Consider the following 12,397-nt stretch of genomic DNA (forward strand, 5'->3'; position numbering starts at 1 on the left):
ATCCTCAGAGACCGATACCCTGTCCCTGGGCTGTCTAGCGATGTCTGCTGGGGTGCCCGTTACCGGGGCCGGCTGGGGACCGCTCCGCCTACGGGCGGAACGTGCATAGCGTCTGCTGCGAAGCAGTCAGGCTGCGCGATCGGGGACGGGCAAGCGAGCGATGCCCTCCCCCATGCGCGCCGGGACTTTGGTCCCGAAGCGCGCATCAATGGGGGCCACCGGCCCCATTGGCCGGGCGAGGATCGTAACCCGGCAGGGCGGAGACAAGGCAAACGCCTTGGCTCCGTGAGCTTTGATCCCGGCGTCCGTCCAGGACGACGGGATCTCTAGCGAATAGAGCCGTCATCGGGCGATGAGCCCGATGCGCCCCCGCCTTCACCTGCTTCTTCCGGCGCGCTGTAATCGCCGTTATAGTCACGGTGTTCACAGCCCGATTAGCGTTGAACACGAGGCCCTTATGGCAAAGACACTGGAACAGGAGCGTTTGGCGTTCGAAGAGGATGCGCGTCGGCTGGAAGAGCGGCGCAGAAGGCTCGAAGAAAAAGAGCGCGAGCAGGCCATTTCGACGGTCGAAAGATCAGGCTTGCTCAAGCTCGAGGCCAAACGGCTGGCGGCCCTCACCGACCGGATCAAGACCCTCGGAATCGAGGCAGTCGAGAAGCGGCTGGCAGCCTGACCCTGACCCGCCGCGCCAACGGCGCGGCACGGACATGGGGGGTTCGATGCCCCCCATGTCCGTACCTCTCCCAGCAAAAAAAGGGGAAAGGCCGGAGCCCCTCCCATGATCCTTCAGAACTCGTCGGACATCCGGCCCGGGACCGTGTGGACCACCCGGTCGATGAGCATCATCGGCAGCGCGTTATAGTCGCCTTCGTCGACCGCGATGTACCGTCCGGGCGCGTCCTCAATGACGTGTTGGTCGAAGAAGCTGTGAAGCGCGCGACGCTCTGCGAAGGCCAGCGCGGCGAGATAGTTGGCGGTGTCGGCATGGGCGGCGGTCGAGATGATCTGCATGTTGTCCTCCTGTCGTCTTAAATGACAGGGGAAAGGTCGTCGTTGAGGGAGCCGCCGGGTCAGGGACGCCGGCACAGCCGGCGCCGCGAAGCGGCGGTGGGGGTCACGATTTTCTTCGGCGGCCACCGCCGCCGAAAGGAAGCACTGCCGCTCGCTCCGCCGAAGAAAATGGTGGGGCCCCGCCGTCCTTGACGCGGTGGCTCCCTCAACGACATGCTCGGAATTCTGTGAGAGATTTTATCCTCTGATGGGCACGCATACGGTTGCGCTTGGCGCCATCTGAACTTCGCTTATTCGGGCTGCGCAAGCCTGATGCTCGCCGCGGCCTTGAGCCACAGACTGTTCGAAAGGAGCCAGACCATCAGGACCGCCACGAACAGGCGGTTGGTGATCCCATAAGGCGCGCCCCTGTGCAGGGTGAGGTATTGCGCGACGAAGGCGAGGAGGAGGACGCCGGCGAGTGCCAGGGCAGCCACCCGGTGGCGCTTCCACTGCGGGTCGAAAGTGTAGCTCAGGCTCAGACAGATCGATGAGAGCATGATGCTCACGATGTTCACGAGAAAGCTGATGTTGTGGATATCTCCCGTCCGTGTGGATGCCGCGGTTTCGAGATCGGTCGGGAACACCGCCGTGACGATCAATCCCGCAAATGCAACGATGAGGAGGCCCGCGCTCGCCCTCCCGAGCCACGATTTTGGTCCTATCCGCAGTAGGCCCGTTGCTAGCGCCAGACAGCCAAGCGAGATCGATAAAAAGGCGCTCGTCATGATCGGGCCGAAAGCACCGATGGCATAGTCGCTGATCATGTGATCCGCGATCGTATAGTCGGGTCGCAGGACGTGCAGGAGCAGGAGCGCTGCGATGAAATAGGAAAAGAGCAGGAGCGCCGCTGTGGCAAGCCAAACGACACTACGCGATGGCAGATTGGAACGCTCTTTCATCGTCTGCTTTCCCGCTGAGCCAGTATCCCGACAGACTATGGTATCGGTTACTGCTTGCAAGCGTAATAGGCCCTGCTGATCTGCCAGATGTCGACACCGCTTATCCGCCGAAGATGTGGCAACCTGGACTTAAGACGCGACATCTACGGAGCGTGCGATGAACGAACAGGTTTCTATCGCCGCCGCCGACACCATCGCATGGGCAAGTGTCCATGAGACGGTAAATGCATGGCGCGGCCGCTGCCTGAACGCGTTTTCGCGCGCCGAATATGCCGTGTCCGAGGCGCTGGACCGGTTATCGCAGGACGCGGAGCGGGGAGCCCTGGTAAAACTCCCCCATCTGGTAGGCCAGCGCTTCGAGGCATTGGCCGCTGCGATCGCCGCGAACGGGCCATTCGGTGACGGCGCGGCCCCGGTCCTCAAGGCGCTCGAGGCGTTCCGCGCACATGACAGCGTCCGCGCGCCGCTTTGCCATGGCTTAGGCAAGATCAGCGTCGATCAGGCTGGTCGTTGGACATTAGTCGTGCGGATGACGTCGTTCAAAAACCGGCGTGCGGAGCGGACCATTTTCGTCTGGGAGGAAGAAGAAGCGCGAAACCTGGCCGACCGGATTCATGCTGACGCGCAGCGCCTTCAGTCCAAGCTGATCCTCCTATCCCCGAAATAACGAACGGCATTCCCGCCCGTAGCGGACGCTGGTCGATGATGGCCTCGTCCGGGATTGGAGAAGGTGAGGAGTGACCTTCTGGTTGGTTCAACCAAGTCGCTGTGTTAGTCCCGGCGGGCGCTGCAAAACGGGCAGCGCCGGGACTGGTAATCCCGCTGAGAACGGCAACTCGGTGTGATCTTCACGCCGGGGTGCCTGCGCATATGTCCAGGTGCCTCGGCACTAAAAGCGTAGGCGCATGTCTCGGCGTGTTACCAGCCCCGGCTCCCGCGCCCAGCGCGCGGGAGTTGTTGGGCGGGCGCACCAGCACTCTCGCGGCATGAGCGCGCCTCCGAGTGGGCGATATGGAACATCACGAGAAGGACCCGGCCGTCACCCGGGCGATGGCACTGGCGCTGATGCGGCAGGCTCACAATCTGCTTCAGAGCGTGACGGAGGAAGCGACCGCGACACAGCTCCAAGGGGCGATCGACACGCTCTTGCGAAACCGCCCGGATAAGGTTTCCGCCATAGCGTGACGGCGGCTGCTTCCAGGGCGCCCTCGAACCCGAAAGGGCGGCAGGTTTGCACCTGCCGCCCCGTCGTTCATTTCTTTTTTCCGCCCTGCTTGAGGGCGGTGATTACAGCCGCGAGTCCAAACAGGATCTCTGCGAAATTGTGCCATTCCATCGCTTTGTCTTCCAGCGATGGGGACGCGCCCCCAGATTGAAGGGGTATTACGTTGCAACGCGCTTGCTCGGTGTTTTGAGAGGCCGAACCTCTATATTTCCATGTTTCGCTTTTTGATCTGGGTTTGCTGTTTGCTGGTTTTTCGGGTTCGCTGTTTGGATCTGAGTTTTGCTGGCTGTTTTCGGTTTGCTGTGTGTCTGGTTTGCTGAGTTTTGCTGGTTTCGAGTTTTCGGTTTCGCTGGTTCTGGTTCGCTGTCCATGGAAGGGCGTGGCCACGCCCTTCCGAGAGAGATCGTGGCCGGCTGTGACGATTTCAAGGCTTGCGCCAGATAGGCAAAAAAAGGGCGCGCCAGCGTTAGGGGCGCGCCCTCCTTCGTCGGCGGGATGTGGACGGAGGCTAAGCCCATTCCAGCCGCGAAGTGTCGTCGGCATCTGCGGTCGCGAGCAGCTGATCGAGCCGGTCGAGATAGGCCGTCACACCGTGCTCGGCGGCGCGTCGCCGGACGGCCGGATTAGCGAGCCGGGCGCGCACCGTGTCGATCGGGATTTCGCCGACGCTGTCGGGGCGAAGGCCAAGGCCTTCGAGCAGTGCAAAGGCGTTGGCGGCGGCCAGGTCGAGCTCCAAGCCCCGATCGGACGTCAAGGCGACCCGCATGTGAATCGTGCCGGTCTTTTCGATGCGACAGACGCTCACGCGTCGGCAGCGGAACTGCGCTTCCTCGACGACGCTGATGACGTCGGTTTGGAAGTCGAAGACGCGCGTCACCGCGGCAAGCGCCAACGGGCAGACGCGCGCTTCGAAATGATAGGACAGGAACGCGTCTTCGTCCGCGTCCGGAGCGAGAAGTACAGTGCACGTCCGCTCGCTTTCCTCGCGAAGGAATGCTCTGAAGGCGGCGAGCTGGCGGGCGTTTATGGTGGCAATCGGACGAGGCTGATCGTCGGCGGCGGTAGCGATGCGGAACGTGATGGACATCTCGTCCTCCCCTGTTGAACCGCTTCTCCTGCCCCCCTCCCCTCTGACCGCTTCGTGAGCCTGATCTGTGGCCGCGGGTCTCGATCGGCGAGCGCGCAGGCGCTCAGTCCAGCGCGGCGCGAAGGGGCTCGATGCCCCTGAGCGCCGCATGTCGACACAAGAAAAGAGTGGAGAGGCCCCGGCCGAAGCCAGGACCTCTCCACAAGGGGCTCACGCCCGCTGTGCGGTGCGCTGGTGCGCGAGGCGGACGATGTGCAGCGGGACGCCGGCCTGCCGCAGTTTTTGCGCAAGGTTCTGCTGGATGCCCGACCCTTCGCAGATGACGGCTTCGACCGGCTTTAGATTGAGGATGCGGTCGTTGCGGACAAAGGCGGCGCGGTTGCCCTGGCTCCGGTCGAGGCGGAACTGGATGACCTTCACGCCGCGCGAGGCCGCCCAAGCGTGCGCCACGGCATCGCAGCCCTTGGCCTGCGCCGTGGTCGCGAGGATCATTTCCGGGATGCGGGCCTTGATGCCATCGAGTCCGTTCCAGAGCAGATCGGCATCCTCCCACGCCTGGCCTCCAGAGAAGGCCACCACCGGGCCCTCGGGGGCGAACTGTTCCCGGCGTTCCCGGGCACGTGAGGCCAGATAGTCGCGGGCATCGATCATCGAGGCGTTGAGCGCGCTCGACACCCGGCTCCCCCGGACCGGCGAGAAGGGCTTTCCGGTCTCGACGCGGTACATTTCGGCGGCATGGTCGCGCATGCACTCCATTGCCTCGCGGCACCCCTGCAGCGTCTGGCAGAGCAGTTGCGTGTCTTCCAGTTCGGTCGCGTAGATTTCGGAAGGGTCGTAGCTACGGGCGAGTTCGCCTAACTTTTTGGCCGCATCGTCCTCGCGGCCTTCGATCCGCTTGGCGACGACATGGAAGCTGTTGGCGAACCCCCAGACCAGATCGGTGGCAAACGGCTCCATGCGCGTATCGCGCAGCACATCGAACATCGTCTGCATCATCATTTCGACAGCCGCTCGCACCTGCTCCGGATCGGGCATGTCGAGAGCTTCGGGCGCTTCGACGATGCTCAGCTTCGCCATCTCGCTATGCTCGATGAACGCACCCTCGTAGGTTTGGGTCAGGTCTTCATTCTCGCGCGCGGCCGCAATGTGGCTGGCGAGGTCGGCGAAGTTCGTGAAGTTGGTCATGATAGCCTCCATGAATCTCATCCATTCGATGAGGCTTCTCATTCGACGTGCGGCGGTCGTGGCAGTCAGGGACGTTAACCGGGAAGCCGGCGCAGCCGGACCCCGGTTAACGCCGCGCCAGCGGGGAGTGGGGGAGCCGATTTTCTCGTGGCCCAGAACGAAGCGAAGCGAGAGTGGCGGGCCGCGTGAAAATTGGGGGTACCGCTCATCCTTGACGGGCTCGGATCCCCGCACGTCATATCTAGGCATTCAGAGAGAGAGATTTTTTAGGGCACCCCCCTCGCCCCCGGGCTCCCCGCAAGGTGATCGTTACCCGCAGGGCGAAGACCCGGGCACCGGGGGCTTCGGGAGGCGATAGCCGAGTAGAGCGCCGGTCCCGGCTTTGCCGGGATGCGTCGAACTGTCTGCCCGCGGTGCACTCTGGTTGCCCAGATGTTGGTCGCGCTGGTCGTGCCGATCTGACAATCATGGCATCATGAGAAACAATCCCTTTGGCTTACCCGAGAGTGCCACCGATCGCTTCCTGCGCGAAGAGCGTGAACGTGCCGCCCTCTTCCGCAATGCACTTGGCGGCAGTGCGATCGCCGACGTGGTCAAGCAGGCGAAGACAGCCAGCGAAATGCTGCGCGGGCTGGATCTCGACGCACCCTATCGCGGGATACTCGACACGCTTGAGCGCGATCGGAGGGACCGCGAGAGCTTGAAGCACCTGACCAGCAACGCCTGGGCGCTTTCGGTTACGGACACAGCGCGCCGGTTCGCTGAGCAGAATACGTCGTTGGTCGAGCAGCAACGTCATCTGGCTTCTTCGGTTCTCGACACCGTGAAGGCATTCGATGCGAACAAGTCGCTCGTCGCATCGGCGATCGCGTCCGCCAATGCCGGCGCGACCTACAAACGCATGATAGCCGCGGCGCTACCGCGTTTCTCGACATTCAGTGCGATTGCCGAGCGCATGCTCGTGATCGACACGCTCACGCTGCGCGCGAGCGTCGATGAGCGGGAAACCGCGACGTCGTTTGCGGCGCGCACGGTGATCGAGATGCAGCGGGTCGCCGTGGCGATCGCCGCGGCAGAGACGGACGAAGACACTGCCCGCCTGCAAGGTTCCTTGTTCGACCTCGTGCTGAGCTTCTTCCAGGGCCTTGGTCCGAACACCCTGCCCGAGTTGCAGCGTATGGGTCTGGTAGGCTTCATCAGCTTCATCCTGACCCTGCTGGGTGCTTATGCACTTATTCCGCAGCAGCCGACGATGAGCCCGCAGGAGAAAGCAGCGTTCAGCACGCTGAACCAGAAGATCGACCATGCGCAGGCGGAGCATCATCGTTACCATGAAGCGGCGGCGCAATCCGAGGCTGCGTTCCTGGCGCAGCATGCGCGCGCCTATCTCTCACGCGATGCGACGTTTCGAAATGCCCCGGCTCGCGATGGCGCCGTCGTCTTGAAGGCGCCCAAAGGCACCGAAATTGCGGTTGAGGAGAGTAAGGGCCGGTGGCGCAAGATCATGTTCCGTGACCCGCTTTCCGACCAGTTGGCGCGGGCATGGGTCTATTCCACGGCTGTGGCCCCGCTCGCCGCTCCGATCTCCGGAGGGGGAGAGTAGGACGCGAGCTGACAGGCCGAAATATGCTATAAGTCGGCCTCGATAGGCAGCAGCACGATGTGATTCCCGTGCCCGCCATCGGTCAGCAGCATCAACGACGCGAGGCGCGGGATGGACGAGGCACTGCTCAAGGAAGCCGCCCAGGCACTGGCGGCACGGCTCAAAGCGTTGCTCGACGCGAGCATGACGAGCCAGATCACGCTGTCGCGCGACGAGGCGCTCCTTGCGCAGAGTTTTGCGCAGAGCGTTGCGGATCTGCTTGGAGCCGCGCCGCGCCACGCCTGAACGCTTACAGGAAACCGATCCTTGCGAAGCGAGGCGGCGCCTTCGGCGCCGCCCGCCCCAGGGTCAGAAGAAGTCGATGCTGTTGGCGATGATTTCGCAGCCGTAGCGTGTCACGCCGTCACGGTCTTCCCAGCTCGAATAGTGGATCCGGCCGGAGATCGCGACGACGTTGCCCTTCTCGCGGGTCGCGGCGGATTTGCCGAGGCCGTTGAAGCAGGTGACCTTGTGGAATTCGGTCTCCTTGGCGGTGTAGCCGGTGGCTTCGTCGACATAGGTCTTGCCGTCCTTGAGCTTCACGCGGTCGGTTGCGACGATGAGGGTGGTGACCGTGCCGCGGTTTTCGGGATCCTTTGCGACGCGGCCGGTGATGTTGACGATGTTCATGGGCGTGCTCCTTGTTGGGTCCGACGGCCTTCCCGCCGGTGACACCGAAGAGCGGCGTGCGGGATCGCATCGCACCGGAGCGCTAAGCGCAGGGAAACCCCTGGAGGGAGCTGGCGCGGGCAGCCGCGGAGCGGCAACACGGGCGACTGGATGGGGTTGTGATGCGAGACCGTCCGCCGCAGGTGTCAGTCAAAGGCGAAGGAAGGCGGGCGAACCCGGCCAAGCTTGCCTTGCGCCATCAGTCCATCACGGTCTCGGCGATAGTCCGTCCCGCTGTGCGTCGCAGTCTCATTCACCGAGGAGACCCCGGCCAAGCGACATCAGTCTTGGCAGGCCAGTCGCCGATTCAGGGGCGGTCGGTGAGCCAGTTTTCGACGGTGAGCGCGCGGATGCGTGAAAATTCGCCGACATTGGCCGTCACCAACGTCGCTTCGAGTGCATAGGCATGGGCAGCGATGAAGAGGTCGTTCGGACCGATCGGTTTGCCCGCGCTCTCCAACTCGGCACGGATCCCGCCATATTCGGTGTCGGCGGGGACATCGAGGGCGAGTACCTGAACGCTTCCGAGGATCGCTTCGATCTGTGTCAGCAGTTTGGGCGAGCCCTTCTTCGCGCAGCCGTACCGCAATTCCGCCGCTGTGATGATGCTGACGCATATCGAGTCTGGTCCGACCTCGGCGATCCTGGACGAGACGATACCGTGCGGATTTCGCGCAAGCTCAGACACGATGTTGGTGTCGAGCATGTAGAGTTTGCTCACAGGTCGATTGCCCTGGCTGGCAGGAGCGTATCGTCGATATCGGGGAACTGGTCGTCCGGTCCGAGCGGCTCGAGGCCCGCGAGCACCTCGAGGATGTTTTTGCGCTTGATCGGCTCTATCACCAATCGGTCGCCTTCGCGGTGGATCATCACTCGGTCGCCGGGCAGCTCGAAGTCGGCGGGAATACGCACCGCCTGGCTTTTGTTGTTTCGGAAAAGCTTCACTTCACGCGAGACTGAAGCCTGAGGATGATTAGCTGCCACGACGGCCTCCTTTGCATATACATCAACATATACATGGTTGCCGAGCATGCAAGTGCGCCGGCCGGACAGGATGACAGATTCGAGCGAACGAAAAACAGGACCCGCTTCGCCAGGTGAGCGAAGCGAGCCCTGTCAGGAGCTACGCGCCGGGAAAGAAGCGCGTCAGAGGACGGGTGGCGACCGATCAGTCGGCCATTTCGGGCGTGCGGCGCTTGCGGCCACCGGCCGCCGCGGGCTCGCTTCCGAACGCGCCATCGGCCGAAGATTCACCCAGACCGTCGCCGCCGGCAGGAGCAGACGGCTCGTCGGCGCCCGGCAGCGGCGGCAGGCCATCGTCGGCTGCGGCAGCGTCGGTGGGGGCATCGCGGCGGCGGGTCGGACGCGACCACACGATGTTATACGAGCCATCCTCCTGGCGGAACGCCGAGATGTAGAGCGGCTTGTCGAGGCTCGGATCCTCGATCTTGCCGTTGAGGAAGGTCTCGCCGGTCGAGTTGGAGGACAGCTCGAACAGCGCGCCGACCTGGACCCATTGGCGGGCAGCCGAGAGGGCGAGGATTTCGAACTTGGGCGCGCGCGGGTTGGCGGACTGGACGGTGCGGAGGGCGATCACGATCGCAACGGTGAGCGTCGAGATCTTGCCGGTGTAGGTGCCGCTGGCGTTCTGGGTGATGGTGCCGATGTTCATGGGAAGTCTCCTTGAGTTGTGCTGCTCGAACCCCTTGTCCGAACACACTCTCTCACCCACTCAGCTCCTCGGCCGTTCGGCCGAGTAAGGCGCGCCAGCGCCGCTCCGACGGACGCCTCTTCGGCGCCGTCGGGTCGTTCCTGATCGTCTCAGGGGCGTATGGAGACGTCAGTTGGTGGGCGGCGTTGCCGGCTTGCGCCACAGCGCGATGATGTCCTGCATCTCTTCGGCGAACCCCAGGCTGTCGATATAGACGGCGCCGCGGTCGTTCTGACCGAGAAAGCCGATGACCGTCGTGATGTCGTTGGCGATCGCAACGTCGAGGCCGAACATATCGGCGATCTCGAAATGGCCCAGGTCCGGGCCGTTCCACCAGGCCATCAGGAAGTTGGCAACGCGGCGCGCCTGGCCGGTGTCGGACATCGCGAGCGGCAAGAGGCGCGTCAGCGCCGCACGCGCGGCATCATAATCGGTCGAAATCGAGGTCATCGTCAGTCTCCGGGCGATGAAGCTATAGGTCTGCATCTGTGGCGCAACCGCGAAGTCGATCAGAGGCGGAGTAGCTATTCGACATGCGGCAGTCCTTCCGCATCCAGGGTGGACTCCGTCGATATCCCGAACTGGGGCAGATCGCCTTCGACGACGAGCGGCGGCACGGTGAAATCCACTGCGGCGAAGTGTGCGAGGGTTGCCTCGAAAGATCCGAGCGTTTCGAGCACCTCCTGCGGGATGACGACGATGTCGTCTTCGGTCGTCGCGTAGGAGGTCAGTGTCCCGTCGCCCTGGTGAACGACACGCTCGGGGCCCCACTGGCCGGAATAGCCGCCCGACCATCTGGCAAAGGGGACAAGTCGCTCGACGCACCAGCTTTCGAGTTCTCCGAAACGTCCCCACGCGACCTCGTGCGCGTAGAGGTTGAGGGGTCGGCCGACGGCGCGATGTTCAGGCGCGAAGGCTTCTCCGTCCCATTCGGTGGAAAGGCCCTCATCGCTGATCAGTGCGGCAAGCTCGGCATATGCCGATGCCGAGAGCGAACCACCGATGAAGATCGATGCTGAGACACGGTCTGCCATAACGGCTCCTAGATCATCGGTGCGCTGGGCACGTGACGATGGGCCCCGCCGTGATGGCCGGCGGAGCGGATGGATGGGGGAAGACGACGAGTTGCGGGGCGTGTCCGCCGCGTGAGAGCGTCAGCGGATCAGTGGATCGAGCCGAACAGCGACCGCTTGGCCGCGGCTTGATGGCGGCCGTCTTTCATGCCGGTCGTCTGACGCATTTCAGCATCGAGCCTCTCGGCGAGGTCAGGGGGCATTTCGACATGGGGCGCGACCACGGCGATCACGGCCTCGGGCGTCAACATTTCGCCGGGTTCGGTGCCGAGCCAGATCAGGGCTTCCCCTTCATCCGGCTCGTCTTCGGTGCGGAAGAACACCTGTGCGAAGAACGTCTGCAATGGGCGGTCCCAACCGACGGTCGCGCGCACGACATGCGGCTGGTCGGCCTTGGGCTGAAGGTCATGCCGGCTCATTGGGTCGTCCTTCGGATCCTGTGTTGCACGTGGCGAGCAGCACCCTCGGCGCTGCTGATCGCCTTGCCGGCCGCCGAGGCTGCCTGACGCGCGCCGGCCTGCCGGAGCAGAGTACGGGCTTCGCGCAGACGCTCAACTGCTATTGCTATCGCCTGCCCATGTTCGGGCCCGGCCGGTGTAATCCGCCGCATGGCTGGTCTCCGGATTGGGTGTCGGAAATTTGCGCGACGCTCAGTCGTCGCTGGGGAGCATGATCGTCATGACCCTCACCGTGACCAGCGGGTCAGCCGGGTCCTCGGACCCCCATTCGAGCGTCAGGTCATAATAATCGATCGTGAAGCGGACGGCGTGGCCGGCGACGACGAGGTCGCCTCGCGCCCGCTCGCGGCAATCTTCGGGTCTGAAGACGTACCGACGGATTGCGGCCATCAACTCGGCCTGGGCCAAAATCTGAGCAACCTTGCCCCCCTCCCCTGCGAAGGTCGCGAGACAGGCGGCGGTTATGACGATGCGGCCGGTCGGATCCAGACCCTGGCGGCAACGGTCGTTGAGCGCGGCGATCCGTGACATTCGGTCGGTCATGCTGCCTCCATCCGGCCAGCGTTGAAGCTCTCGAGCCATTCCTCCATCGTCGGACGCTCGCTCATTGGCACGAGGCCGGCGGCGTCCTGGAAGCGGACAAGCTCGGTCGGTGCGTCGCGGCGGATCGCATCGATCTCGGCCTCGGGAAGAAGGCGCTCCGCGCGAATGAAATCGGTGATCCTGCCGGGTTTGGTTTTGGTCGACCGGCGCCAGAGACCTTCGACGGTGCGAAGGCGCGGTTCGGCCCGCGCCTCGATGAGGACGATCAGGCGCAGGCACCATTGCGGCAACGCACGCACCTCATCGGGCCGGATCGCGCCGCAGAAAAAGCAGCTCGATTTGGGCGGGACCGGCAGACCGGCCGCTTCGATGCGAGCGGTGCAATGGTCGCGCGTCCAGCGCCACTCGCGCAGCGGATAGCGACAATCGAAAAGCGGGTCGTCGATCGCTGAGGCGTGGGCATGGCGGCGCGTGTCGGCAGGGGATGCGTCATAGCCGATCAGGCGTGTGACCTTCTGCCCGCGCGCCCATGCGGCCTGGGCCGGCGCCCATCGCTTGAGGAAGGCATCCTGTGGCGCGACCTTCCATTTGAGCGAGCAGCTATGGCGTCCCAGACTGATGCTGGGGAGCGTCGCATTGGTGAGCACGTTCGCGAGGATCGAATAATATGGAGGCCAATGCTTGAAGCGTCGGGGCACGTAACGGACGACCTCATAAGGAATGCGGCGCGCCGCCATCCAGGCGGCGATCAGCTTTTGATACTCATAGGTCTCCGGTTTCTCGGCCCCGGGGTCGGCCGTCAGGACCAGATCCGGCGGCTCCCCGCGCGCTGCGAGCTCGACAAGCAGC

General features: G+C 63.7%; 19 protein-coding genes. 5 read left to right on the top strand and 14 right to left on the bottom strand.

Annotated features, from left to right (window positions below):
* The first annotated feature begins 457 nt into the window (after nucleotides 1–457).
* Complete coding sequence (locus EJC47_RS20060; RefSeq protein ID WP_126849486.1) at nucleotides 458–676, top strand: hypothetical protein; 219 nt, start codon at nucleotides 458–460, stop codon at nucleotides 674–676.
* Nucleotides 677–789: 113 nt separating this feature from the next.
* On the opposite strand, the gene EJC47_RS20065 is transcribed toward EJC47_RS20060, so the two are convergent.
* Nucleotides 790–1,014, bottom strand: coding sequence for a hypothetical protein (locus tag EJC47_RS20065; RefSeq protein ID WP_126849487.1), 225 nt, complete (start codon nucleotides 1,012–1,014; stop codon nucleotides 790–792).
* Nucleotides 1,015–1,304: 290 nt separating this feature from the next.
* On the bottom strand, nucleotides 1,305–1,955 hold the full coding sequence (locus tag EJC47_RS20070; protein WP_126849488.1) for a DUF998 domain-containing protein: 651 nt from the start codon (nucleotides 1,953–1,955) through the stop codon (nucleotides 1,305–1,307).
* A 157-nt stretch (nucleotides 1,956–2,112) separates the two neighbouring features.
* On the opposite strand from EJC47_RS20070, the gene EJC47_RS20075 reads away from it, so the two are divergent.
* Together EJC47_RS20075 and EJC47_RS20925 are read left to right on the top strand one after the other, a co-directional pair.
* Complete coding sequence (locus EJC47_RS20075) at nucleotides 2,113–2,622, top strand: hypothetical protein (protein WP_126849489.1); 510 nt, start codon at nucleotides 2,113–2,115, stop codon at nucleotides 2,620–2,622.
* A 335-nt stretch (nucleotides 2,623–2,957) separates the two neighbouring features.
* Nucleotides 2,958–3,140: a hypothetical protein gene (locus EJC47_RS20925; RefSeq protein ID WP_148110563.1), complete on the top strand. Its 183-nt coding sequence runs from the start codon at nucleotides 2,958–2,960 to the stop codon at nucleotides 3,138–3,140.
* Nucleotides 3,141–3,207: 67 nt separating this feature from the next.
* Here EJC47_RS20925 and EJC47_RS20080 read toward each other — a convergent pair whose 3' ends face one another.
* The 3 genes from EJC47_RS20080 to EJC47_RS20090 form a co-directional block, all read right to left on the bottom strand.
* Nucleotides 3,208–3,567 (bottom strand): hypothetical protein, encoded by a 360-nt coding sequence (locus EJC47_RS20080; protein WP_126849490.1) that lies wholly within the window; start codon nucleotides 3,565–3,567, stop codon nucleotides 3,208–3,210.
* A 121-nt stretch (nucleotides 3,568–3,688) separates the two neighbouring features.
* Nucleotides 3,689–4,267 carry a hypothetical protein gene (locus tag EJC47_RS20085; protein WP_126849491.1) on the bottom strand — a complete coding sequence of 193 codons (579 nt, stop codon included), beginning with the start codon at nucleotides 4,265–4,267 and terminating at the stop codon, nucleotides 3,689–3,691.
* Nucleotides 4,268–4,477: 210 nt separating this feature from the next.
* Nucleotides 4,478–5,452 carry a DUF2493 domain-containing protein gene (locus EJC47_RS20090; protein WP_126849492.1) on the bottom strand — a complete coding sequence of 325 codons (975 nt, stop codon included), beginning with the start codon at nucleotides 5,450–5,452 and terminating at the stop codon, nucleotides 4,478–4,480.
* 475 nt (nucleotides 5,453–5,927) lie between these two features.
* Here EJC47_RS20090 and EJC47_RS20095 point away from each other — a divergent pair, with 475 nt between their 5' ends.
* Nucleotides 5,928–7,055 (top strand): hypothetical protein, encoded by a 1,128-nt coding sequence (locus tag EJC47_RS20095; RefSeq protein ID WP_126849493.1) that lies wholly within the window; start codon nucleotides 5,928–5,930, stop codon nucleotides 7,053–7,055.
* A gap of 111 nt (nucleotides 7,056–7,166) precedes the next feature.
* Nucleotides 7,167–7,340, top strand: coding sequence for a hypothetical protein (locus EJC47_RS21130; RefSeq protein ID WP_185867739.1), 174 nt, complete (start codon nucleotides 7,167–7,169; stop codon nucleotides 7,338–7,340).
* A gap of 63 nt (nucleotides 7,341–7,403) precedes the next feature.
* Here the strand turns inward: EJC47_RS21130 and EJC47_RS20100 are convergent, their stop codons facing one another.
* The 9 genes from EJC47_RS20100 to EJC47_RS20145 all read right to left on the bottom strand — a co-directional run bounded on the left by EJC47_RS20100 (nucleotide 7,404) and on the right by EJC47_RS20145 (nucleotide 12,396).
* Nucleotides 7,404–7,724 (bottom strand): single-stranded DNA-binding protein, encoded by a 321-nt coding sequence (locus tag EJC47_RS20100; protein WP_126849494.1) that lies wholly within the window; start codon nucleotides 7,722–7,724, stop codon nucleotides 7,404–7,406.
* A 346-nt stretch (nucleotides 7,725–8,070) separates the two neighbouring features.
* Complete coding sequence (locus tag EJC47_RS20105; protein WP_209613462.1) at nucleotides 8,071–8,469, bottom strand: type II toxin-antitoxin system VapC family toxin; 399 nt, start codon at nucleotides 8,467–8,469, stop codon at nucleotides 8,071–8,073.
* 11 nt (nucleotides 8,470–8,480) lie between these two features.
* Nucleotides 8,481–8,747: an antitoxin gene (locus EJC47_RS20110; RefSeq protein ID WP_126849501.1), complete on the bottom strand. Its 267-nt coding sequence runs from the start codon at nucleotides 8,745–8,747 to the stop codon at nucleotides 8,481–8,483.
* Between the two features lie 184 nt (nucleotides 8,748–8,931).
* Complete coding sequence (locus EJC47_RS20115) at nucleotides 8,932–9,435, bottom strand: DUF736 domain-containing protein (protein ID WP_126849496.1); 504 nt, start codon at nucleotides 9,433–9,435, stop codon at nucleotides 8,932–8,934.
* Between the two features lie 168 nt (nucleotides 9,436–9,603).
* Nucleotides 9,604–9,924, bottom strand: coding sequence for a DUF7673 family protein (locus tag EJC47_RS20120; protein ID WP_126849497.1), 321 nt, complete (start codon nucleotides 9,922–9,924; stop codon nucleotides 9,604–9,606).
* A gap of 74 nt (nucleotides 9,925–9,998) precedes the next feature.
* Nucleotides 9,999–10,508: a hypothetical protein gene (locus tag EJC47_RS20125; RefSeq protein WP_185867740.1), complete on the bottom strand. Its 510-nt coding sequence runs from the start codon at nucleotides 10,506–10,508 to the stop codon at nucleotides 9,999–10,001.
* Between the two features lie 128 nt (nucleotides 10,509–10,636).
* A complete protein-coding gene (locus EJC47_RS20130) occupies nucleotides 10,637–10,966 on the bottom strand; it encodes a hypothetical protein (protein ID WP_126849498.1) in 330 nt (109 codons plus the stop codon).
* A gap of 231 nt (nucleotides 10,967–11,197) precedes the next feature.
* Nucleotides 11,198–11,548, bottom strand: a complete 351-nt coding sequence (locus EJC47_RS20140; RefSeq protein WP_126849499.1) for a DUF3768 domain-containing protein — start codon at nucleotides 11,546–11,548, stop codon at nucleotides 11,198–11,200.
* A complete protein-coding gene (locus EJC47_RS20145; RefSeq protein WP_260591688.1) occupies nucleotides 11,545–12,396 on the bottom strand; it encodes a hypothetical protein in 852 nt (283 codons plus the stop codon). The genes EJC47_RS20140 and EJC47_RS20145 overlap by 4 nt, the downstream gene beginning before the upstream one ends.
* Nucleotide 12,397 lies beyond the last annotated feature (1 nt).

Origin of the sequence: Sphingomonas sp. TF3 (genome assembly GCF_003985085.1) — a bacterium.
Taxonomy (GTDB): Bacteria; Pseudomonadota; Alphaproteobacteria; order Sphingomonadales; family Sphingomonadaceae; genus Sphingomonas.